Source organism: Streptomyces sp. KM273126 (assembly GCF_004337435.2).
Taxonomy (GTDB): Bacteria; Actinomycetota; Actinomycetes; order Streptomycetales; family Streptomycetaceae; genus Streptomyces; species Streptomyces acidicola.
In genome coordinates, this window is the sequence record NZ_SJXB02000001.1 from 2,438,860 (window position 1) to 2,461,398 (window position 22,539).

General features: G+C 69.7%; 20 protein-coding genes and 1 pseudogene. 13 read left to right on the top strand and 8 right to left on the bottom strand.

Annotated elements, in window-relative coordinates; all coding sequences use genetic code 11:
• Nucleotides 1–16 precede the first annotated feature (16 nt).
• The 3 genes from E0500_RS10465 to E0500_RS10475 all read right to left on the bottom strand — a co-directional run bounded on the left by E0500_RS10465 (nucleotide 17) and on the right by E0500_RS10475 (nucleotide 3,832).
• On the bottom strand, nucleotides 17–2,509 hold the full coding sequence (locus tag E0500_RS10465) for a tetratricopeptide repeat protein (protein WP_131571997.1): 2,493 nt from the start codon (nucleotides 2,507–2,509) through the stop codon (nucleotides 17–19).
• 224 nt (nucleotides 2,510–2,733) lie between these two features.
• Complete coding sequence (locus tag E0500_RS10470; protein WP_131571998.1) at nucleotides 2,734–2,940, bottom strand: DUF397 domain-containing protein; 207 nt, start codon at nucleotides 2,938–2,940, stop codon at nucleotides 2,734–2,736.
• A 10-nt stretch (nucleotides 2,941–2,950) separates the two neighbouring features.
• Nucleotides 2,951–3,832 carry a helix-turn-helix transcriptional regulator gene (locus tag E0500_RS10475; RefSeq protein WP_131571999.1) on the bottom strand — a complete coding sequence of 294 codons (882 nt, stop codon included), beginning with the start codon at nucleotides 3,830–3,832 and terminating at the stop codon, nucleotides 2,951–2,953.
• A 236-nt stretch (nucleotides 3,833–4,068) separates the two neighbouring features.
• On the opposite strand from E0500_RS10475, the gene E0500_RS10480 reads away from it, so the two are divergent.
• From E0500_RS10480 to E0500_RS10500, 5 genes are all read left to right on the top strand, one after another.
• A complete protein-coding gene (locus tag E0500_RS10480) occupies nucleotides 4,069–4,551 on the top strand; it encodes an ATP-binding protein (RefSeq protein WP_181586943.1) in 483 nt (160 codons plus the stop codon).
• A gap of 6 nt (nucleotides 4,552–4,557) precedes the next feature.
• The gene (locus E0500_RS10485) at nucleotides 4,558–5,190 is read left to right on the top strand and encodes a Uma2 family endonuclease (RefSeq protein ID WP_131563202.1); all 633 of its coding nucleotides are present in this window, start codon (nucleotides 4,558–4,560) and stop codon (nucleotides 5,188–5,190) included.
• A gap of 89 nt (nucleotides 5,191–5,279) precedes the next feature.
• Nucleotides 5,280–5,795, top strand: a complete 516-nt coding sequence (locus E0500_RS10490; RefSeq protein ID WP_131563201.1) for a hypothetical protein — start codon at nucleotides 5,280–5,282, stop codon at nucleotides 5,793–5,795.
• A 200-nt stretch (nucleotides 5,796–5,995) separates the two neighbouring features.
• Nucleotides 5,996–7,141, top strand: a complete 1,146-nt coding sequence (locus E0500_RS10495; RefSeq protein ID WP_309505017.1) for a substrate-binding domain-containing protein — start codon at nucleotides 5,996–5,998, stop codon at nucleotides 7,139–7,141.
• Between the two features lie 250 nt (nucleotides 7,142–7,391).
• Nucleotides 7,392–8,444 (top strand): LuxR C-terminal-related transcriptional regulator, encoded by a 1,053-nt coding sequence (locus E0500_RS10500; RefSeq protein ID WP_165934978.1) that lies wholly within the window; start codon nucleotides 7,392–7,394, stop codon nucleotides 8,442–8,444.
• Here the strand turns inward: E0500_RS10500 and E0500_RS10505 are convergent.
• Together E0500_RS10505 and E0500_RS10510 are read right to left on the bottom strand one after the other, a co-directional pair.
• The gene (locus E0500_RS10505) at nucleotides 8,407–9,378 is read right to left on the bottom strand and encodes a helix-turn-helix transcriptional regulator (RefSeq protein ID WP_131563208.1); all 972 of its coding nucleotides are present in this window, start codon (nucleotides 9,376–9,378) and stop codon (nucleotides 8,407–8,409) included. The genes E0500_RS10500 and E0500_RS10505 overlap by 38 nt on opposite strands.
• Nucleotides 9,379–9,405: 27 nt before the next feature.
• Nucleotides 9,406–10,419: a helix-turn-helix transcriptional regulator gene (locus E0500_RS10510; RefSeq protein WP_131563198.1), complete on the bottom strand. Its 1,014-nt coding sequence runs from the start codon at nucleotides 10,417–10,419 to the stop codon at nucleotides 9,406–9,408.
• 127 nt (nucleotides 10,420–10,546) lie between these two features.
• Between E0500_RS10510 and E0500_RS10515 the strand changes: the two genes are divergently transcribed.
• The gene (locus tag E0500_RS10515; RefSeq protein ID WP_309505018.1) at nucleotides 10,547–10,786 is read left to right on the top strand and encodes a hypothetical protein; all 240 of its coding nucleotides are present in this window, start codon (nucleotides 10,547–10,549) and stop codon (nucleotides 10,784–10,786) included.
• Nucleotides 10,783–11,118 (top strand): hypothetical protein, encoded by a 336-nt coding sequence (locus tag E0500_RS10520; RefSeq protein WP_131563197.1) that lies wholly within the window; start codon nucleotides 10,783–10,785, stop codon nucleotides 11,116–11,118. The genes E0500_RS10515 and E0500_RS10520 overlap by 4 nt, the downstream gene beginning before the upstream one ends.
• A 301-nt stretch (nucleotides 11,119–11,419) precedes the next feature.
• On the opposite strand, the gene E0500_RS10525 is transcribed toward E0500_RS10520, so the two are convergent.
• Complete coding sequence (locus E0500_RS10525) at nucleotides 11,420–11,842, bottom strand: pyridoxamine 5'-phosphate oxidase family protein (RefSeq protein ID WP_131563196.1); 423 nt, start codon at nucleotides 11,840–11,842, stop codon at nucleotides 11,420–11,422.
• 143 nt (nucleotides 11,843–11,985) lie between these two features.
• On the opposite strand from E0500_RS10525, the gene clpB reads away from it, so the two are divergent.
• Complete coding sequence (clpB, locus tag E0500_RS10530) at nucleotides 11,986–14,583, top strand: ATP-dependent chaperone ClpB (protein ID WP_131563194.1); 2,598 nt, start codon at nucleotides 11,986–11,988, stop codon at nucleotides 14,581–14,583.
• Between the two features lie 247 nt (nucleotides 14,584–14,830).
• Nucleotides 14,831–15,364, top strand: a complete 534-nt coding sequence (locus tag E0500_RS10535; RefSeq protein WP_131563192.1) for a YbjN domain-containing protein — start codon at nucleotides 14,831–14,833, stop codon at nucleotides 15,362–15,364.
• Between the two features lie 124 nt (nucleotides 15,365–15,488).
• Here E0500_RS10535 and E0500_RS10540 read toward each other — a convergent pair whose 3' ends face one another.
• A complete protein-coding gene (locus tag E0500_RS10540) occupies nucleotides 15,489–16,682 on the bottom strand; it encodes a mannosyltransferase family protein (protein ID WP_181586944.1) in 1,194 nt (397 codons plus the stop codon).
• A 157-nt stretch (nucleotides 16,683–16,839) separates the two neighbouring features.
• A complete protein-coding gene (locus E0500_RS10545; protein ID WP_131563191.1) occupies nucleotides 16,840–18,027 on the bottom strand; it encodes a pyridoxal phosphate-dependent aminotransferase in 1,188 nt (395 codons plus the stop codon).
• A 166-nt stretch (nucleotides 18,028–18,193) separates the two neighbouring features.
• Between E0500_RS10545 and E0500_RS10550 the strand changes: the two genes are divergently transcribed.
• The 4 genes and pseudogenes from E0500_RS10550 (at nucleotide 18,194) to E0500_RS10565 (ending at nucleotide 22,512) form a co-directional block, all read left to right on the top strand.
• Complete coding sequence (locus tag E0500_RS10550; RefSeq protein WP_131563190.1) at nucleotides 18,194–18,499, top strand: hypothetical protein; 306 nt, start codon at nucleotides 18,194–18,196, stop codon at nucleotides 18,497–18,499.
• Nucleotides 18,500–19,095: 596 nt separating this feature from the next.
• A complete protein-coding gene (locus tag E0500_RS10555; protein WP_131563189.1) occupies nucleotides 19,096–19,656 on the top strand; it encodes a DUF2617 family protein in 561 nt (186 codons plus the stop codon).
• Nucleotides 19,657–19,823: 167 nt separating this feature from the next.
• Nucleotides 19,824–21,493, top strand: a pseudogene (locus tag E0500_RS10560) (polyamine aminopropyltransferase).
• Between the two features lie 128 nt (nucleotides 21,494–21,621).
• On the top strand, nucleotides 21,622–22,512 hold the full coding sequence (locus E0500_RS10565) for an SRPBCC family protein (RefSeq protein ID WP_131563185.1): 891 nt from the start codon (nucleotides 21,622–21,624) through the stop codon (nucleotides 22,510–22,512).
• Nucleotides 22,513–22,539 lie beyond the last annotated feature (27 nt).

The following is a 22,539-nucleotide window of genomic DNA, read 5'->3' on the forward strand; positions in this document are numbered from 1 at the left end:
GAAGTCCCTTTCCCCCTCAGCCCAGTCGGGCCAGCAGATTCTCGGCCTGCTCGGCAAAGGGTGCGAGCCCGCTGGCGGCAGCACGCCGCAGACAGGGGAGTGCGGCATCGGACTCTCCCTTGCCGTGCAGGATCTCCCCCACCCGGTAGCCGGCTTCGCCCACCAGCTCCCCGTCGTCCGTGCCCTCCAGGGTGCGCTGATACCAGCGCGCTGCCTCGTCCCAGTCTTCCAGCCAGTAGTGCAGTTCACCGATGTGGGCGGCGAACAGCGGCCCGTCCTCGTGGTCGGACTCGGCTATCGGCCCGTAGTGCTCCAGCAGTTCCGGCAGATTGCGTTCCTGCTTGGCGACGAGACCGAGGTTGAGGACGGCTTTGTGGGACATCTCCTTGTTCCCCTTCGCCAGGGCACGCAGCCACCACTCGCGTGCCGCGACGTTGTCGCCGCCCCGGTGCGCCTCTGCTCCCACCGTGACGGCAGCGCCCGCCGCGTACTTCCCCTTCCCCTCGGCCACCTTCTCCAGCAGCGCCAGTCCGAGCCTCGCGTCGCCCTGTTCCAGCATCCAGTGGCCGTAGAGGAAGGCGGCGTACAGCGCAGGGCCCACGCCGGGGGTCTTGGTGAGTGCGCGGACCAGCCGCAGGAACGCCTCGTCGCACGTCTGCGCCACTGCTTGGTCCACAGCTCGCGCCGCGTGGTGAGCGTCCACTTCGGTGAGGAGCCGGCCGAGCAGGCGGACGGCGCGGGCGGCCGTCTTCTCGTCGTGCTCGAACCGGACCGTGAGCATCGCGGCACGGGCCCAGGCCGCGAACGCCGCCGTCCGGTCGCCCTGCGCGTGCGCCAGCTCGGCCTGTCGTTGCGCGGCCATGGCGGCGTTGTCGAAGCGTTCGAAACCCGCCTCGGCCTGTGTGAGGGCCTCCTGGGCCCTTTCCGTCTCGCCCAGTTTGCGCAAGGAGAGGCCGAGCCGGTAAGCGGAATGTGCGCGGGTGTCCTCGTCGGCGCCCGCGACCGTCGCGCCGCGCTCGAACCACCGCGCGGCCTTCGCGAAGTCGTCGCGCCGCGCCGCATCGATGCCGACGCGTCGGAAACCATCCGACGCCACCTTCGGATGGACGGCTTCTGCCGCCGTCGCCAGCGCGATGACCGCCGCCTCGTCGCCCCTGTCGTACAGCACTGTCAGCAGCTGTTCCGCCGCGTCCCCGGTACTGGCGGAGGCCGCGAAGCCGGTGCGCCGGACGACACGGCGGTATCCCTCGACCGCACGGCCGGTGGCAACCGCCAGCTGCAGCACCTGCGCCATCGCCGGCCTTCCCTCTCGTTCACGCCACCAGGTCATGGAGAGGTCGACGAGGAGGGCGGCGGCATTGCCGAGGTTCTCGCCGTGCTGATCACCGGGGGCGTCCGGCCCGGCGCTCTCGGCGAGCGAGGACAGGGCGGCCCCGGCGGCCTCGAAGTCGCCGGCGAACAGGTGGCCGGCGACCTCGACGACGGCCTGCCCGTAGTTCTCGGCGAGTACGGCGCGGGCACCGTCCCGCTCACCCCTGGCGAAGAGACGGTTGGCGGCTTCCACCGGGGACTCGGCACCGGAGAGCCGCCGCGCCTCCGCGACCACGCCGAGGTCACGCGCCTCGTCACCCTTGCTGATGGCCCGGGCGAACGCCGCCTGCGCCTCCTCGTCTCTGCCGAGTCGCCGCAGCAGGAGGCCCAGCCGCAGCGCGGCCCGGGAACGGTAACGCGTCCCGTACCGCTCGTGGTTCTTGCTCCGCTCGGCCCGCTGGTACAGGGTGCTGGCGCTCTCGTACTCGCCCTGGGCCGCATGCAGATCGCCCAGATAGAGCAGGGCCTTGCCGTGCAGCTGCCGGTCAGGCCCGTCCGCCACACGCCGGTACGCCTCCGCGGCTCCCTCGGCGTCACCCCGCTCCTGGCGCAGCCATCCCAGGGTGAAGCACGCGTCCAGGTCGTCGTCGTCCTCAGCGAATTCGGCGCACCGTTCCTCCCATTCCTCCCACGCCTTGCCGCTGTCGGCCTGCAGGCCGTCCGAGTCACCGGCGTAGCTGGTGGTGCCCCAGCTCTGGCCGACGCGCAGCGACTCCATCCAGCGGGCATCGGTGACATGGACGTCGTAGTCGCCCTGGGCAAGCTGCTCCTCGTCCTGCCAGCCGCCCTCGCGCTCGTAGTAGAACATCGCCAGCCGCTCGAAATCCTCATCGCTGACCGGGTGGTTGCGCACAGCCACCCGGTCGACGCCCGCGACGAAGCGGTGGGTGTTGCTCTCCACCCACCCCTCGTTCAGGAACTCATCGAGGGTGACGACGTCCGTCAGCGGACCGTAGCGGTGCGGGGTGAAGTCCTCCGCGGCTTCCCACAACACCCGGAAGAAGAAGCTCGAGTCGCCGGGCAACAGCTCGCCGGTGCCCCAGGAGGGCTCGTAGTAGACGACGAAGACGCGAAAGCGAACGCGCCGCTGCTCATGGTCGAGGTCGAGGACGCGCACACCGAAGAGATCGGTGGACATGGGGGGCCTCCAGGAGAAACGCACAGGGGAACCAGCCCGGACGGTGGGAACCGCGCGGTGAGGAGGCTCACGGTATGGGTGCCCACTGACAACGCATCGTCTTCGCTCGACCAGCTCAGCGAGGGGTCCGGGACCAGGTTCGGCGGCGAAAGTGCGACACGTCTGCGGAAAGTGTTGCACTCTTGCGGGTCAGTGGTCGGGTCGGGGCCGTGCTGCTCCGGCGTTCAGGCCCCTTGGAAGCGGCGCTTGGCCGTCCGGTCCTTCACGTGGCGCAGGAGCGCGGCGAGGCCCTGCGGGGCGGTGGCCAGGATGGTGTGGGGGGTGTCGCTCTCGCGGAGGTGGATGGTTCCGTCGGGGCCGGTGGCGACGTATACGCACTCGCCCTGCGGGCCGCCGCTGAACGTCGATTTCTGCCATATGAGTTCAGGCATCAGGGCCTCCTCAAAGGGTGTAGAGCAGATGCTGGATGAGGGCCAGCGAGTCCTTCACGGAGTGTGCTTCCGGGGCCAACGATACGTCGACGGGGGCGAGGGCGTACTCGGCGAGGCTCTCGAACAGCGCCCCGTACTGGGTCAGGCTGTCGCGGTCGCCCAAGTACTGGAAACCCGAGGGTTGTTCGAGCACCACGGTGCCAAGCTCGGGAACGCTGGGAATGACATGCACGAAGTTGCCGGTGAGGGCCGCGTGGGCCCGAGAGGCGAACGAGTAGACCTGGATCGTCACGTTGGGTAGTCGCGCCAGTTCGATGAGTCGGAGCAACTGACCGCGGAGCACTTGGGTCCCCCCGAACCGCATGTGCAGTGCGGATTCGTGGATCACGGCATGCACGGACGGAGGGTTCTCGCGGGTCAGGACGCTCTGCCTCTCCATCCGGAACTTCAGCGTGTCCTCGATGTTCTCGAAGCCCAGCTTCGGGCTTGTGAAAAGAGCTCGGGCGTAGTCGGCTGTCTGAAACAGGCCCGGGATGAGCAGTGATTGGTGCATCCGCAGCACCGCGGCGCCCGCCTCCAACTCCGCCATGCTCAACGGTCCTTGCTCCATGGGCCCCTTGTGGACCGTCCACCATCCCTTGCCGGTCGCCTCGCTCATGGCGACTAGCGCCTCGACATACGTCTCATCTTTGCATCCGTAGAGGCGACACAGCTCGCGGAGTCGTTCGGTGAGGATCGTGGTCTTCGCGGTCTCGATCTGACTCAGCTGGGCCCGGCCCATTCCGATCCGCTCAGCAGCTTCACCCGCGCTCAATCCTGCTCGTTCGCGCAGTTGTTTGAGCTCGTAGCCAAGTCGCCGCTGGCGTTCGCTGATCGTGGTGCGCAGTCCCACAGGTCACTCCTCGTCCGGTCGCCCAAAGTCTCTCCGGATCGGGGGAGTTCGTCCACCGATCCGAGTGACCAGCTTGAAAATTGTAAACCTCTATCTCTACTGTGAGTGTGGATTCAGTCACGCATTGAAACCATCCAACTCCCCCTGCTCATAAGCCGACAGAGCACCCGCACCCGCACGGGCGTCGCCATCGCCGGGCAGTGACCCCTCACCCTCGTCCACCGACAGGAGCCCCCATGGACCCAGCCCGCCGCGCCGCCCACCGCACCGCCCAACTCACCCACGAATACAGCCTCTTCGCCCCCGGCGACGCCACCGCACCCCGCGTATGCCGGGACTTCGTACGCGCCGTCCTCTTCACCCACGACCGGGAGCCCTTCGTCATGCCCGCCGCCCTGTGCACCTCGGAACTCGTCACGAACGTCCACCTGCACACCAAGGGCACCACCATGCTCCGCGTCCGTCTCACCACCGCCCGCATCCACGTGAGCGTTTTCGATGAGAGCCCCGACCCGCCGGTTCTGGCCCATCCCGTCGCCGCGGTGCCCGCCTGCTGGAGCCGTGGGCTCGCCCTCGTCGCGGAGATGGCGGACGGGTGGGGCGTCGTGGGGGAGAGGGCGGGGCGGTACGCGAAGGGGGTGTGGTTCGAGCTCGGGCTCACCAGTTCGAGTGAAACAGCGACGTTTCCGCAGGTGAGCCCATGTGGCCGCCTACCGTAACGGCGCATGACCGCCCTTATGCACGAGAGTCCCGAGTCCGCCTGGTCCATTTCCCAACTGGACGAAGTCGTGTGGGAGGTGTGGAAGGCCATTGAACTCCCCGAGGGCTACCGCGCCGAGATCATCGAGGGCGCCATCGAGGTGTCACCCATTGGCCGTTTGGCGCATGCCCGGGTCGTGAACCGGCTGCGTAATGCGCTGCTGCGGTTTCTGGGGGAGGGGCAGTACGCGTCGTATCAGGGCATGAACGTCATCCACCAGCGCAGGGGATGGATCCCGGACGTCATCGTCGCCCCCGAGGACTTGGAGCCGCATGCAGACGAAGACGGACTGGGCGTCAATGCGGCAGCCGTGCACGTGGTCTTCGAGGTCGTCTCGCCCGGTAAACGGAACCAAGAGCGCGACCGAATCAGGAAGCTCCGTGAGTACGCCCGAGCAGGCATCCCCGTCTACGTGATCATCGATGATTACCATGCCGGCGGCACTGTGACCGTCCTGACCGAGCCCCGCACCGAGGATGCCGACTGGGTGGGCCTGCATCGCGTCCCCTACGGCACCGACGTCATCATCCCCGAAGGCCCGGCCAAGGGGTTCGCCATCACCGAGGCGATCACCGGACCCGCCAGGGCCGAGAAGTAACGCGAAGTGGCGGCCGGGCCGAACCGTCCGGCTCCGAAACGTGTCTCCACAGGCGTTACGCGTACGCCGCACCCCCCCCGGAGGCACCCATGGCCATGGTCGGACTGTTCTGGATCACGGAGAAGTCCGTGTACGTCGGGGCCGAGCCCGCCGGGTACGGGCCGGGCGTGCGGCTGACGGCCGACGGTGTGGAGGCGCTCGGTGCCGATCAGGAGGGCTGCTGGGCATGGGCGGATCTGCGGTCCGTCGGTGTGCACTTCGCGCCCGTGCGTCGCAAGGCCTCGGGGTGGAAGGCGCTGAGCAACGCGGTGGACACGGCGTTGGACGTGGCGGGCCTGGTGTTCGGCGGCATCGGTGACCCTCCGCCCGTCTTCGAGGTCCACGTCGAGACCGGAGACGGGACCACCGAGCTTGACGCGTACGGTGCCGCGCCCCGCGGGTACACCGAGTCCGAGTACGAGTTGTCGGTCACGCTGCTCCAGCGGTTCGTGACAGGCATCGCGGACGTGTCGGCGCTGCTGGAGTGGGGGCGCACGCACGTCGTCGAGGGCACGCTCGGGCGGGAGGAGCGGGAGGCGCTGCTGCGGGAGTGGTTGGAGGCCTGACCCGGGTGAAAGTCGGTCTCCCGTGCTCTACTCTCCCGGCACATCTCTCTACCTCTCTTTCATACCTCTCCTCATACCGCGCACACGGGACGCTGTTGTCATCTCGTTAGGTAGCTGCTCCTTGACGCTGGGGTGAACACCGCGTTGGCTTTCCGTCGTATCGGGCGCAATGGCGCGTCCTATCCCGGAAGGCACCTGATGTGATCACCCGTAACACCCGTACTCGAAGACGTCCTGTCGCCCGCGGTCGCACGACCGTCGCCGCGGCCGCGTCCGCCACGGCTCTCTCCCTCGCCTCCTGCGGTGTGGTGGACGGCATCGGTGACGAGAGCAGGGTGAGCCCTACGAAGGGCGACGACATCACCGTGGGGCTGCTCCTGCCGGAGAAGGAGAACGCGCGTTACGAGCAGTTCGACCACCCCATCTTCGAGAAGAAGGTCGCGGAGCTCACGGGCGGCAAGGGGTCGGTCGCGTACGCCAACGCCGGAGGGAAGGCCGAGACGCAGAGCCGTCAGCTCGACCGGATGGTGGCGGACAAGGTGGACATCCTGGTCGTGGACGCCGTCGACGCCAAGGGCATCGCGAGCGGCGTCAAGAAGGCCAAGGACGCGGGGATCCCCGTCATCGCGTACGACCGGCTGGCCCAGGGGCCCATCGACGCGTACATCTCGTTCGACAACGAGCTCGTGGGCCAGGTGCAGGGCCGCGCCCTCGTCGAGAAGCTGGGCACCTCCGCCGCGAAAAAGATCATCATGATGAACGGCGCGACCACCGACCCGAACGCCGCGCAGTTCAAGGACGCAGCTCTGTCCGAACTCCAGGACGGGACGGAGATCGCCAAGGAGTACGACACCAAGGACTGGGACCCGAAGTACGCCAAGGCCAACATGGAGAAGGCGGTCAAGGCAGTCGGCCTCGACAACATCGCCGGTGTCTACGCGGCCAACGACGGCATCGCGGGCGCCGTCATCGACGTGCTGAAGACCGCCGGCGTCTCCCCGGTCCCGCCCGTCACCGGCCAGGACGCCGAGCTGGCCGCGGTGCAGCGGATCGTCTCCGGCGACCAGTACATGAGCGTGTACAAGTCGTACCCGCAGGAGGCGAACGCCGCCGCCGAGATGGCCGTCGCCAAGGTCCAGGGCCGCATGATCGAGTTCGACGCCCTCACTCGCGAAAGAGTCGACTCCCCGACCACCGAGAACGTCCCCGCTCAACTGGTCTCCGTGGTCGCGCTGACCAAGGACAACATCAAGGACACCGTCGTCGCGGACGGCATCCACACGCTCAAGCAGATCTGTACGTCCGACTACAGGGCGGCCTGCCAGGAGATCGGGCTGCTGAAGTAGGACGCCGGCCGGGCGCCCGTGAGCGTTGATCTCCGGCTGATTTCAGCCAGTTCACGGAGCACTCCGCAAGCGGCGCGGCGCACTGCGCGACAAGCCACAACGAACCCGTAGAAGCCCGCCGTCTCCAGCTCTCCGGACGAGATCCACCGGCCATACACCGGCCATACCCCTAACCCAGCCGTGTTGCGGAGCACGTGGCCGCCGCGCATAGTTGCGCTGCGAACAAGGCGGAACGGGGGTGACTGGAGCCATGGCCGGGCACGACACGAACGAGCATCCGCACGGTGCCGACCGGCTGTGCGAGGCGGGGGACCGCGTGTACTCCCGGGCCGTACGCCAGGGCCGTGTGCCGCGCGATGAGGCCGAGGCCGTGCCCTGCCTGGTCGAACTCGCCCTGCTGCACCCCGACCCCGACGACATGGGCCAGCTGGTGCCCACGTCCCCGCTGGAGGTGATGACCCGGCTCCTGCGGTCCGTCGACGAGGAGGTCAGCGCGAGCCAGGCCCGGGTGGGGACGGCGGTCGCGGCCGTCGGCTGGTACGCGGGCCTCGACGGCGGCCGGGTGCAGCCGCCCGCCGAGAGCACGGCGATCCGTGTCCTGGACGGGCTCCAGCGCATCCGCGCCGCCATGGACGAGGCGACCGAGGCATGCACGAAGGAGGTGCTCGCGGTCCAGCCGGGCGGTATCCGCCGTGAGGACGAACTCCACGAAGGGCTGCACCGGGGACTGGAGATGCGCCGCCGGGGCGTCCGTATGCGCGACCTCTACACGCACGTGGCGCGCCACGGGCAGGGCCTGCACAACTACATGGAGCTGATGGGCGACGCGGCGGAGGCCCGCACGCTGGACGAGGTCGTGGAACGCCTCATCGTCTTCGACCGCGTGGTCGCCTTCATCCCCGCGAACGCGGACCGCACGATGGCCCTGGAGATCCGCCATCCCGCGCTGGTCGAGTACCTGGTCACGGTCTTCGAACGGTTGTGGCGCCTCGCGGTCCCCCTGACGGCTCCCCTTCCCTCGACCGGCATCGAGGGCATCACACACCGGGAACGGTCCATCGCCGCCCTGCTGGCGGAGGGCCACCAGGACGCGGTGATCGCCGAGCGGCTGGGGATCAGCGTCCGCACCTGCCGGGCCCATATCGCGCGCCTCTCGGACACGCTCGGCGCGGCCAGCCGTACGCAGCTGGGGGTACGGATCGCTCAGGCGGGTCTGGACGGCCCGCCGCGCTCCGGCACCGATGGGGAGCTGCTCCCGGCCGTCTCTACGACTCCTGTTTCAGAATCCCCGACTGGCCGATGAGGTAGCCGAGTTGGGCGCGGCTCTCGCTGCCGAGGGTGGTGGCGAGTTTGGCGATGTGGACGCGGGCGGTGCGGACGTTCATGCCGAGGCGTTCGGCGATGGCGGTGTCGGTGTGGCCCTCGATGAGGAGGGCGGCGATGGCTCGTTGGCGGGGAGTGATGCCGTTGAGCGTGGGTGGTTGGACGGCCTCGGGGTACATGGGGGTGGCCAGGCGCCAGAGACGGTCGAATGTGACAAAGAAGTAGTCGATCAAGGCGGGTTGGCGCACTTCGAGGGCGAGTGTGCGGTCCCTGGCGGCGGGGATGAAGGCGACCGTGCGGTCGATGACGATCAGGCGACTGGTCACTTCGTCGAGGGTGCGAACTTCGATGTCGCCGGTCAGTTCCTCGTAGCGGGCGATGATGGACATCGAGTGGCGCATGGTGTGGGGATAGAGGGTGCGGATCCGGGCGCCGCGGTCCAGCAGGGCCCTGTCCCGTTCCAGCGCCGTGGCCTCGTCCGCGGAGCTGCGGCCGATGTTCGGCTGGATGGTGAGAAGTTCGAGCGTCGCATCGGTCATGGCCTCGGAGATGGCCGAGTTGATTCGGGGCTTGCCACTGAGGACGGTGATGGACGATGCCTGGGCGGGGGCCGTATGGCGGCCGTCGATCCGCATCAGCGGTTCGAAAGCCTCGGCCAGGCGGACCTCGCGACGGCGTTCGTCGGCGATGTGGTCCTCGACGTTGCGTAGGAGCCGGTGGAGGGCGACGGCCGGGGCCACGGGTTCCAGCCAGTGCATGTCCTCGATGTTGGGGTGCAGCAACCCGAAGTCGATCAGGCACGGGATGCCGGCGGTGTCCTCACGGCGAACCCGCCCTTCGCGCAGGGCGCGAGCGTACAGTTCCGTCCCGGCTTGACACATTTCCTCCGCGCTGTGTGCCTCGTGCGCCTTCATCACGCGTGGGTTCCCCTCCCTGGAGGGTCAATGATCCTGCTCCAGGATCCCCGACTGGGCTATGAGATAGCCGAGTTGGGCTCGGCTGCCGCTGCCCAGCGCCGTGGCCAGCTTGGCTATGTGGGCTCGGCAGGTGCGGACGTTCATGCCGAGGCGGCGGGCTATGGCCTCGTCGACGTGGCCCTCGATGAGGAGCTTGGCTATCGAGAGCTGTACGCCGCTGATACCGTCCCCGCTGACTTCGTACGGAGGCTCCTCGGTGAGAGGGGTCGCGCGTTGCCAGAGTTGTTCGAAGACCTTCCTCAGGTAGACCACGAGGCCCGGGTGACGCAGCTCCAGGGCCACCCGCCGGTCGTCGCTGGCGGGGATGAAGGCCACGGTTCGGTCGAAGATGATCAGTCGCTCGATGAGTTCCTCAAGGGTGCGGACCTGTACCTTGCCGCTGGACATCAGGTCCACATAGGCGAGTGTTCCCTGACTGTGGCGGGCGGTGTGCTGGTACAGCGTGCGGATGCTGACCCCACGGTCGGTGAGGGGTCTGTCGCGCTCCAGCGCCTGCATGAGGGCGTCCGCGGGGCGACCGCCGCCGGGCTGGACGGTGAGCATCTCGGTGTGGCACTCGGCCGTGGCGGAGTTGAGTGCCGCGTTGATCCGGTCGAAACCCTCCAGCACGGTGATCGCGTGGATGCTGGCCTGGCTCTGTGTGCTGAGCGCGATGAACGGATCGAAGGCATCGGTCAGTTCTATGCTCTGACGCCTTCGGTCTTGTATCTCGCGTTCCAGAGGATGCAAACGCTGGGCGAGCGCGATCGACGGCGGAACCGGGCGCAACCAGTTCGCGTCGTCGGGATCCGGGTGCAGCAGCGCGAACTCCAGGAGGCACGGGGCCGCCTGCTCCACTTCGGCTCGGTTGATGCGCCCGGAACGCAGAGCATGGGCGTAAAGACGGGTTCCCGCGTCACACAACTCGGTGACGGCATGGGGATGTGTCGGTTCTGAGTTGTTTCTAGGCAAATCTCCACCCCCCAGGGTCCTGAACATGCAGGAACATGATGCATCGCCCCGGTGGCATTGACGTGCCTGAATAAGCCATCGTCTTGTGGGACGGGGGAGAAGATTCCATCAAGTGAGGACGAAGCCGACGATGCGCGTGAGAATACTTGGCTCAGTGCTTGCCGCAGTCTTCTCCATCGCTGCGGCCTTCGGCACCCTGGGGGGCTCCGGTCTTGCCGTGGGGGGTTCTGAAAGGGCAACCCCATCGGACGGCGACGACAGCGGCTGGACCAGCATTGAGGCTGACAGCGGCTGGGCCGGCACTCCTCCGGACAGCGGCTGGACGGTGATTCAGGCCCAGGGCGCCGAGGACAGTGGATGGACCATCGGAGCGCCGAAGGACGCGGACGCATGACCATACCGCCCGACGACCGCTCCTTCCGCCGAGAAATGGCCACGATCTATCGCTCCGGCTGGCACTTCATCGACCTGGCCACCGCCATCCCCCACAGCGGTGACTCGTTGATGGTGACCGTGTTCGGTGAGCCGGTCGTGGTCACCCGCGATGAGGACGAGGACGTACGGGCGTACCGGTGCCTGCGGCGCCCGCGCGGCGCGCCGCAGCCCGTACGGTGTGCCATCCGGTACGGAATGATCTTCGTCAACCTCGACCAGCGTGACCATGAGCTCACCGAACCGGAGGCTCCGGCCCCTGCAACCATCCAAGCCACCCCCCGCAGTGCCTGACGCGATTCCCCCGTCGTTGTAAATCGCTCAGGCGCTTCCCCCCAGCAGCGGCGTCACCGTGACCTGAACACGGTGACGCCGCTGCAGGTTTACGGCGAAATCTCCGGGTATCCGCCGATGCCGACAGTGGCCGGAATCGTGTACTCCGCGGGGCGGCCGGCGCCGACGGGAAAACCTGAGGGTGAACCTGAGGGGGAACCATAGGTGAACCAGAGGGGGAACCTGAGCGGGAACCAGAGGGGGAACCTGAGCGGGAACCAGAGGGGGAACCAGAGGGGTAGAGAACCAGCCGGATAAGCCCTCAGGCCCGCCCCAGCGTCCGCGTCACCTCGATCTCGATCACCACGCGGGACGGATTCGGCGACGGCACCCGCTGGTACCGCTCGGCGTAGCGCCGCTCCGCGTCCGCGACCCGTTCCGGGTCCGTGCGGACGAAGGCCCGTCCCTCCAGCGTCGCCCAGCGGCCCCCGTCCACCTGGCACACCGCGACCCGGGCCCCGTCCGGCCCCGCCGCCCTGGTGTGCCGTACCTTCGCGCTGTCCGCGAACGTGATCACCCGAGCCAGTCGCGCCTCGGCATCGTATGTAACGCCGACGGGCACCACGTGCGGGCTGCCGTCCGGACGGAGTGTCGTCAGGGTGCACAGGTGGCGCTCCCGCCAGAAGGCGAGGTACGGCGCGTCCGGGTCGCCCGGAGGCGTCGGGTCCAAGTGAGGCGTGGTCATGGTTGGGAAACCTAGTGGTCCGAAGCCTCCCGCCTATCGCCTTGAGTGGAATAGACTCAACTTTGTGTACGTTGCTCAAGTCAGTGTGGATGAAGGCTGACAGCGGGCCGACGGCTGACTGACGCGAGGAGGAGACAGCGAACGTGGACGCCGAGCTGACCAACAGGAGCCGGGACGCGATCAACACGGCCAGTAACCGGGCCGTGTCCGAGGGGCACCCGGACCTCACCCCCGCCCACCTGCTTCTCGCTCTGCTCCAGGGGCAGGACAACGAGAACATCATCGACCTGCTGGCCGCCGTCGACGCCGACCAGGCCTCTGTGCGGGCCGGTGCGGAGAAGGTCCTCGCCGGTCTGCCCAGCGTGACCGGGTCCAGCGTCGCGCCGCCCCAGCCGAACCGCGAGTTCCTCGCGGTGATCGCCGACGCGCAGGCGCGGGCCAAGGAACTCGGGGACGACTACCTGTCGACCGAGCACCTGCTCATCGGCATCGCGGCCAAGGGCGGCCAGGCGGGCGAGGTCCTCGCGCAGCAGGGAGCGGACGCCAGGAAGTTGCAGGACGCCTTCCAGAAGTCGAGGGGAGGGCGCCGGGTGACCACCGCGGATCCCGAGGGGCAGTACAAGGCCCTGGAGAAGTTCGGGACCGACCTCACCGCCGCCGCGCGGGACGGGAAGCTCGATCCCGTCATCGGGCGCGACCAGGAGATCCGGCGGGTCGTGCAGGTGCTCAGCCGGAGGACGAAGAACAACCCCGTGCTCATCGGTGAGCCCGGCGTAGGCAAGACCGCCGTTGTCGAAGGGCTCGCGCAGCGCATCGTGAAGGGCGACGTGCCCGAGTCCCTCAGGAACAAGCGGCTCGTCGCGCTCGACCTGGGCGCGATGGTCGCCGGTGCCAAGTACCGGGGTGAGTTCGAGGAGCGGCTGAAGACCGTCCTCGCCGAGATCAAGGACTCCGACGGGCAGATCATCACCTTCATCGACGAACTGCACACCGTCGTGGGGGCCGGTGCCGGCGGTGACTCCGCGATGGACGCCGGCAACATGCTCAAGCCCATGCTCGCCCGCGGTGAGCTGCGCATGGTGGGCGCCACGACCCTCGACGAGTACCGCGAGCGGATCGAGAAGGACCCGGCGCTGGAGCGGCGGTTCCAGCAGGTGCTGGTCGCCGAGCCCACCGTCGAGGACACCATCGCCATCCTGCGCGGACTCAAGGGACGGTACGAGGCCCACCACAAGGTGCAGATCGCGGACAGCGCGCTGGTCGCCGCCGCCACCCTCTCCGACCGGTACATCACCTCCCGGTTCCTGCCCGACAAGGCCATCGACCTCGTCGACGAGTCGGCCTCCCGGCTCCGTATGGAGATCGACTCCTCACCGGTCGAGATCGACGAACTCCAGCGCGCCGTCGACCGGTTGAAGATGGAGGAGCTGGCCCTGGAGAAGGAGACCGACGCGGCCTCCCGCGAGCGGCTGGAGAAGCTGCGCCGCGATCTCGCCGACAAGGAGGAGGAGTTGCGGGGGCTCACCGCGCGCTGGGACAAGGAGAAGCAGTCCCTCAACCGTGTCGGTGAGCTGAAGGAGAAGCTGGACGAGCGGCGCGGGCAGGCGGAGAGGGCCCAGCGTGACGGCGACTTCGACACCGCCTCCAAGCTGCTGTACGGCGAGATCCCGGCCCTGGAGAAGGAACTTGAGGCCGCCTCGGAGGCCGAGGAGGAGGCCGCCAAGGACACGATGGTGAAGGACGAGGTCGGCTCCGACGACATCGCCGACGTCGTCGCCTCCTGGACCGGCATCCCCGCCGGACGCCTGCTGGAGGGCGAGACGCAGAAGCTGCTGCGCATGGAGGACGAGCTCGGCAAGCGCCTCATCGGGCAGAGCGAGGCCGTACGGGCGGTGAGCGACGCCGTACGACGGTCCCGCGCCGGCATCGCCGACCCCGACCGCCCCACCGGCTCCTTCCTGTTCCTCGGCCCGACCGGCGTCGGCAAGACCGAACTCGCCAAGGCCCTCGCGGACTTCCTGTTCGACGACGAGCGGGCCATGGTCCGCATCGACATGTCGGAGTACAGCGAGAAGCACAGCGTGGCCCGGCTCGTCGGCGCCCCGCCCGGCTACGTCGGCTACGAGGAGGGCGGCCAGCTGACCGAGGCCGTGCGCAGGCGGCCGTACTCCGTCGTACTGCTCGACGAGGTCGAGAAGGCGCACCCCGAGGTCTTCGACATCCTCCTCCAGGTGCTGGACGACGGGCGGCTGACGGACGGTCAGGGCCGGACCGTCGACTTCCGCAACACCATCCTGATCCTCACCTCGAACCTGGGCAGCCAGTTCCTCGTGGAGCCGCTCACGTCCGAGGAGGAGAAGAAGGAGCAGGTGCTGGAGGTGGTGCGGTCCTCCTTCAAGCCGGAGTTCCTCAACCGTCTGGACGACCTCGTGGTGTTCTCGGCGCTGAACAAGGAGGAGCTGGAACGCATCGCCGAGCTCCAGATCGACCGCCTCGCCGCGCGGCTCGCCGAGCGCCGGCTCGCACTGGAGGTCACACCGGCGGCTCTGACCTGGCTCGCGGACGAGGGCAACGACCCGGCGTACGGTGCCCGCCCGCTGCGCCGTCTCGTCCAGACCGCCATCGGTGACCGGCTCGCCAGGGAGATCCTCGCGGGCGAGGTCAAGGACGGCGACACGGTCAGGGTGGATGCCTTCGGCTCGGGCCTGATCGTCGGGCCTGCGACGGGCAAGACGCTGTAGCCGGGAGCGACCGTGCGGAGCGGCTGTCCGGGGCGGCCGTCCGGGGCGCTGGGATACGGCGCCCCGGACGCCTGGATGTGGCGCCCCGGACGCCGGGATGTGGCCCCCACGTGGCTGATCCGTCACACAGCGGAGGCGCGTCGGGTGAAGAGGTTGCCGGTCGGGGGGCAAGAGAGAGAGGGTGGGTTGTGTACGTCTGGTCTCAGCGTTGGCCGGACGAGCCAGACGACCGCAGGAGTCTTCAAGTATGTCCATCGACCCGTCCTCGATTCCGAACTTCGGGGGCCAGCCCGAGCCGCAGCCCCAAGGACCGGCGGGCCCCGTCGTCCCGGATCAGGACCTCGTGAAGCAGCTCCTCGACCAGATGGAGCTGAAGTACGTCGTCGACGACGAGGGCGACCTCGCGGCGCCGTGGGAGCAGTTCCGCACGTACTTCATGTTCCGCGGCGAGGGCGACCAGCAGGTCTTCTCGGTACGGACGTTCTACGACCGGCCGCACCAGATCGATGAGAAGACGGCGCTGCTGGAGACGATCGACGACTGGAACCGTCGCACGCTGTGGCCCAAGGTGTACAGCCACACGCACGACGACGGCACGGTCCGTCTCATCGGCGAGGCTCAGCTGCTGATCGGCACCGGCGTCAGCCTGGAGCACTTCGTTTCGTCGACCGTGAGCTGGGTGCGGGCGGCCATCGAGTTCGACAAGTGGCTCGTGGAGCAGCTCGGCCTCGCGGAGGAGGTCGACGGCGCGGAGAAGCCGAACGACGACGAAGACGAATAGGACGAAGAAGAACAGGCCGCAGACGAACAGGCCGTAGACGAACAGGCCGTAGACGAACAGGGCGACGAGGAAACCGGGCGAACGGTTTGCCGATCAACCGGGCGAACGGTCCGTCGATCAGTCGTCACAGTGGCGTGTGGTTGACCACGACCAGGAACGCGCCGTAAACGAAGGAGAGCCCGGCCAGGGCGGCGACCACCACGGTCGCGTGCCAGGGCCGGGCTCTCGCCGTCCGCGCCAGTGCCCGAGCCAGAGGCAGCAGCAGCGGGAAGGCCGGCAGCAGGAAGCGCGGCTTGCAGGCGAAGTACCCCGAGCCGCCGATCGTGATCAGCAGCAGGACGCCGCAGTACACCACCAGCACCAGGGGCGCGCGGTCCACCACCAGCAGCGCGAAGAGCACGACCGCCACCGCCACGACCAGCATCGCCATCGGGAACACGAAGCGTCCGCCGTCGAGCACCAGGTGCCGGGCGAAGCGCAGGGCGCCCTCCCCGAAGTCGAAGCGTGAGCCCCATCGCCGCTGCACCGCGAAGTACCCGCCGAGCGGATCGCCCATGCGCAGCCCCACCCACAGCACGTACGCGCACCATCCGAGCGGTGCGATCGCGGCGCCCGTCCACAGGCTGTGGGGAACGTTCCGCCCGTGCCGCCGCAGCACCTCGTACGCCGCCGTCACGAGCACCGCCGCCGCCACCGCGATCCCGTTCGGCCGTGCCAGGCCCGCGAGCGAGGCCAGCACGCCTGCCCATAGCCAGCGCCCGCTGAGCACCGCGTACAGCGACCAGGCCGCGCAGGCGGTGAGCAAGGGCTCGGTGTACGCCAGGGACAGCAGTACGGAGTGCGGCAGCAGCCCCCACAGCACGACGAGCGCGGTGGCGACCCCATGGCCGTACAGCCGGTGCCCGATCGCGTACAGCCCGCAGGCCGCGGCCCCGGCGGCCACCCAGGACACGAACAGCCCGGCCGCGCCGCCGCTCAACGGGGTGATCTCGGTGACGACCCGCACGAACCCCGGGTAGAGCGGGAAGAACGCGTAGTCGCTGGCGATCTTGGGCGGGAAGTACTCGATCCGTCCGTAGCCGTGCGCCGCGATCCCCAGGTACCAGTCCGAGTCCCAGGACCGTCCGAGCACCCTCAGCGGGTTCTTGCCGTAGGCCCAGGCGGTCGCGGTGAGGGCGGCGACACCGGCGAGCCGGGCGGCGAGGAAGAGCCCGAGGGCGAGGACGGGCGTGGGGGGTCGCGTCGCGGAGCGGACGTGATCCTGAGTGCGCCGGCCGCCCTCGTGGGCGGGGGCCGGCAGGGTGCTGACGTGGGTCACATCGGAACCATGCGTCCCTTAAATCAGATTTGCCAGCTTTACACGCCAGTGCGCCTCGGATTCCGCCGTCAGAGGGCCCCACGTCCGGCCAAAGGGCCCCTCGCCCGGCGACGGGCCCCTCGCCCGGCCGATGGGCCGCCAGCTCGGCCAGAAGCGGCTAGAAGGCGGCCTTGAGCCGCTTGGCCGCCTCCCGCAGCACCTCGGTCTGCTTGCAGAAGGCGAACCGCACGAAGGGCGCACCCGCCTCGCGGTGGTCGTAGAAGACGGCGTTCGGGATGGCGACCACGCCCGCGCGCTCCGGCAGCGCCCGGCAGAAGGCGAAGCCGTCGCTCTCGCCGAGGGGCCGGATGTCGGTGGTGATGAAGTAGGTGCCCGCCGTCCGGAACACCTCGAACCCGGCCTCCGCGAGCCCGGCCGCCAGCAGGTCCCGCTTGGCCAGCATGTCCGCGCGGAACGCCGCGAAGTAGGTGTCCGGCAGCGCGAGCGCCTCGGCGACGGCGTACTGGAACGGCCCGGACGAGACATACGTGAGGAACTGCTTGGCCGAGCGGACGGCGGACACCAGCGCGGGCGTCGACGTCACCCAGCCCACCTTCCACCCGGTGAACGAGAACGACTTCCCCGCGCTGCCGATGGTGACCGTGCGCTCCCGCATCCCCGGGAAGGTCGCCAGCGGCAGGTGCTCGGCGTCGTCGAAGACCAGGTGTTCGTACACCTCGTCCGTCACGACCAGCAGATCGCGCTCGACGGCCAGCTCGGCGATCGCCGACAGCTCCTCGCGGGTGAGGACGGTGCCGGTGGGGTTGTGCGGGGTGTTGATCAGCAGCAGCCGGGTGCGGTCGGTGACGGCGTCCCGCAGTTCGTCGAGGTCCAGCCGGAACGAGCCGTCGCCCGGCCGAAGGGTGACCGGCACCCGCCTGCCGCCCGCCATCGCGATGCAGGCCGCGTACGAGTCGTAGTACGGCTCCAGGGCGACGACCTCGTCCCCGGGCTCCAGCAGCCCCAGCAGGGCCGCGGCGATGGCCTCGGTCGCGCCCGCCGTGACGAGCACCTCGGTGTCGGGGTCGTACGTGAGCCCGTACCGCCGCCGCTGGTGCGCGGCGACGGCGGTACGCAGCTCGGGCACCCCCGGGCCAGGCGGGTACTGGTTGCCGCGCCCGTCCCGCAGCGCCCGCACCGCCGCCTCCCGGACCTCCTCGGGGCCGTCGGTGTCGGGGAAGCCCTGGCCCAGGTTGATCGACCCGGTACGGACGGCCAGCGCCGACATCTCGGCGAAGATCGTCGTCCCGAACTCGGCGAGCCGGCGGTTGAGCGGGGGGCGGGCGCTGCGGGAGCTGGAGGTCATGGGCGTCATCCTGCGCCGAAGCTCTGGAGTTCCTCAACTCTGCTTTGGCCCGTGGGCCCGCCGGGAATCGGACCGTCACGCAAGAACACGCGAGAAGCGGAAACACCGGTCCGAGCCCACGGGGGCAACGGGGACCGCTTCGGGGGAACGAAAGGAGGGTGACGCCATGGGACTCGCGATCTTCGGCATCATCCTGGCGGCCTTCTGCATCGTGATGGCGATCGCGTTGTCCGCCAACCGGAAGAACAAGGCGGTCAAGTCGCGGAGCCGCACCCGGCGCTCGTCGCAGAGCTGGTGGGCGGGCGGCGCCGGTACGAGCTCGTCGAACAGCGGTGGTTCGAGCTCGTCGAACAGCGGCGGTTCGTCCTGCGGGAGCAGCTCCTCGTGTGGGAGCAGCTCGTCCTGCGGTGGCGGGTCCTCCTGTGGCGGCGGTGGAGGCGGGGGCGGATGCGGCGGAGGCGGAGGCGGCTGACACGGGGCAGCCGAGCTCCGCGCGCCACTGAGGCGAACAGGACAAGGCGCGCACCGCGTCCGGACCCAGAAACGAGCGCCCGCCGGGAGACGATCCCCCCGGCGGGCGCTCGCCGTTGTGCGTCGCCGTACGGACAGGACGGCGTCCGATGGCGTTCATGGCGCTCACCGCCCACACGGGGGCGCACGCGCAGACGCACACGCGCAATCGTCCCCGCGGTCACCCGCTTGCCCGTAGCGCCGTACACGTAACAGGCGTGCGAGTGGCATTCCGGCGCGGTGGGCGTACGCCGGGTTGAACAGATGAACTGGGCAGCCCTCGCGGGGGTGGAAACCCTACAAAATTGGGTAAAGTCGCGGTGGTAGCGGCACAGTTCATGATTCCCTATAAATCACCAACGCAGCCCCCGGACGTCCTCACCCGACAGGCCTGACCGGGCTGATCGGATCGAATCGGACAAACGGCGTGGGCGTCCTCACCTGATCTGACTGATCCGATCCGGCTGACCGGGCCCGTCTCCCGGTGCCGGCCGGGGCGCGCCGGAACCCCCCACTCCGTTCCCCACTCCTCTCTTTGCGTGCTTGCGGAGCTGACCGATGCTCACGACCCTGAACACCTCCTACACCGACACCCGAGCGGCCGACCTGGCCTGGGCCCTGGGGCGTGAGCCACTGCCCGCGCTCGCCACCCTCGACGTGGAACTCACCGGGGCCAAGCTCCAGTTGAGACTCCTCGGCGCATCCCACCAGGTGCTCCTGGAGGAGGAGCGGGGCGGCTGTTCGGAGACGGTCGCGTGCATCGCGGGCTCCAGCGCGCCCTTACCCCTCGGCGTGGCCAAGCGGGTCGACGACTGGGAGTACGAGTTCGCGGCCCGCGTGGAGGTCCTCTCGCCCGGCTCCTTCGCCGGCCGCGCCCAGGAGTTACTCGCTCTTGTCTCCGACCACCCCCACGGCCTCGCCGGCGTCTTCCCCGGCAGCCCGCACGCGTTCACCGCGATGCTCGCCCAGCGGCACGAAGGACAGGTCCACTGGCGTACATGGCACGCCTACCCACAGGACGGCCAACTGGTGGCGACGCGGACGAGGGTGGGGGTGCGGGTGCCGACGCCAGCACATCCTGAGCCCCGTACGGCAACCAACAGCCTGTCCGGCGCGTGAAGGCGAGGCCGTTCAGGCCGAAGCGGGAGTCTGGTCAGGCCGAAGCGGGCGTCCGGGGGCGGCAGCCCCCAGGGTCGGCCTCACAAACTCCGGGTGCCCCACACAGTGGGACTTCCACACGTGTGGGTGACAAAGCGCACCGCAGGTGTGACGTAGCGTTCCCTAGCGTGATCGAACCGCACGCCCCCGCACCCCCGGCGCCCCACCGCCCCGGCGCGGCCACGGCGGTCAGGCACCGCTGCCGGTCCGCACGGGTACGGGCCGGCTCCTGGTCCTGGCGTGCGTTTTCGTCTGCGCGGCCTGCGGACTCGTGTACGAACTCGAACTCGTCGCCCTCGCCTCGTACTTGACCGGCGACTCGGTCACCCAGGCCTCCGTCGTCGTCTCCGTGATGGTCTTCGCGATGGGCATCGGCTCCCTCGCGGCGAAACGGCTCCGCCGGCTCGCCGCGGCCGGCTTCGGTGCCATCGAGGCGGCCCTCGCCCTGACCGGCGGCTGCAGCGCCATGGCGGTGTACGCGGTGTTCGCCTGGACCGGTGACTGGGGCGGGCTGTGGACGGACGGCCCACGCCACCTCCTCGTCGCCTTCTCCCTCGCCATCGGCCTGCTCATCGGCGCCGAAGTCCCCCTGCTCATGGAGCTGATCCAGCGCATCCGCCGCCAGGACGCGGGCGGCGCGGTCGCGGACCTCTTCGCCGCGGACTACGTGGGCGCACTCGTCGGCGGCCTGGCGTTCCCCTTCCTCCTGCTCCCCTGGCTGGGCCAGCTGTCCAGCGCGGTGCTCACCGGCGCGGTGAACGCGGTCGCCGGCGGCGCCCTCGTACTCGGCCTGTTCCGCGGCGACCTGAGCCGCCGCAGCCGCTGGCTCCTGCTCCTCGCGAACGCCGTCGTCCTCGGACTGCTCGCCACCGCCGCCGTGCTGGTCCACGACTTCGAACGTGCCGCGCGGCAGGCGCTCTACGGCAAGGACGTACGGGTCGCGCTGCACACCGGCGTGCAGGAGGTGGTCCTCACCGGCGGCACCCACGGCCACCCGCTCGACCTCTTCCTCGACGGCCGCCTGCGGTTCAGCGGCCGCGACGAGCGCCGCTACCACGAGGCCCTCGTCCACCCCGCGATGAACGGCCCCCACGCACGCGTCCTCGTCCTCGGCGGCGGCGAGGGCCTCACAGCGCGTGAGGTGCTGCGCCACCCGGGCGTGCGCCGGGTGGACGTCGTCGAACCCGACGCGGGCGTGGTCCGTCTGGCGCGCACCGACCCCGCCCTGTCCTCCCTCAACGGCCACGCCTACGACGACCCACGCGTGCACGTCCTCACGGCCGACGCCTTCGCCTGGCTGCGGCAGGCCCGCCCGGCGGCCTACGACGTCGTGATCGCGGACCTGCCCGACCCGGGCATCACGGCCAGCACGAAGCTGTACTCGCAGGAGTTCTACGGCCTCGCCCGCAAGGTCCTCGCGGACGGCGGGCGCCTGGTGGTGCACACGGGGCCGGTGGCCTCCCGGCCCCGCGTCTTCTGGACGGTCGACGCGACGGTACGGGCGGCCGGGCTGCAGACGACGCCCTATTGCGTGGACGGCCGCGCCCCGTCCTTCGCGGCGGGACCGGACCGTACGTCGGGCGCCTCCCGGGGCCCGCGCGACTGGGGCTTCGTCCTGGCCTCGGCGTCGGCCACGGCCCCCCGGTCCGCGCCCGCGTCGACGACCGCTCCGGGTCCCCTCACCCATACGGGGCGCTTCACCGCCGCGACCCTCACGGCGGCCGAGCGACGAGCCGACGCCACCCGCATCGAGGGTCTGCCGCCGTCGACGCTGGTGCACCCGCGGTACGTGGACTGAGACCCGCGCAGACGCCCCCCACCGGCGCCCTCGTCGACGCCCGTGCCGACGCTCGTGCCGACGCCCGCAGGAAGGAAAACGCGGATGTACGGGTGCGACCGGGCGGCCCGTGGGTAGGCTCGGCTGACATGGAGCATGAGGTGTTCGTTCCGGTTCCCGTCGAGCAGCTCAGGGCGGCCCTGTCCGACCCGGAACGGGTGGCCCGGGCGGTGCCCGGTCTCCAGCAGGACGCGGGTACGGCACCGGTGGCCGGACGCCTGAAGGTACGCGTCGCCGGCCACACCATCACCTACCGCGGTGCGCTCCGTGTCGCCGTGCAGGACGACGGCTCCTACGCGATCGAGGGCGACGCCACGGAGGCCCGGGGCAGCGGCTCGGTGAAGCTGGCCCTCTCGGTACGGCTCGCTCCGGCGGAGGGCGGCACGACGGTCGCCTTCGGCGGCACGGCGACGGCCGACGGCCGCATCGCCGAACTGCCTGACGACGCGGTGACCACCGCGGCCACCCGCCTCCTGACCCGCTTCGCGGAGAGACTGGGGGAGCCCGCGGGAGAGCCGACGCCGCCCACGGGGGAGCAGCCGACACCGCCCACCGGGGAGTCGACGCCGCCCGCCCCGGCCGGGCGTGAGCAGGAGCCCGAGGAGAAGCCTGGGCAGGAGCCCCTCGTGGAGGACGCTCTCGCGCCCAAGGAGCCCAAGGAGCCCAAGGAGCCCAAGGAGCCCAAGGAGCCCAAGGAGCCCGAGGAGCCCAAGGAGCCCGAGGAGCCCGAGGAGGACGTGATGGCCGGGACCTTCGCCGAGGAGGAGGAGCCCCCGGCCGAGGCCGCGCACGCGCGGCGCACGATGATCGGTCGCAGTGCGGAGGAGGTGGACCACGCGCCGCCGCGTGGCCGCTACGCTCCCGTGCCGGTGCCCGAGTCCGTCGTGACCGGCCCCACGCTCCGCTGGGCCGCGCCGGCCGCGGCGCTCGCTCTCGCCTCGGCCATCGTCGTGGCGCGGGCCCTCCGCAGACGCCGCTGAACTCCTCCTCGAACCCCTCCTCCTCGA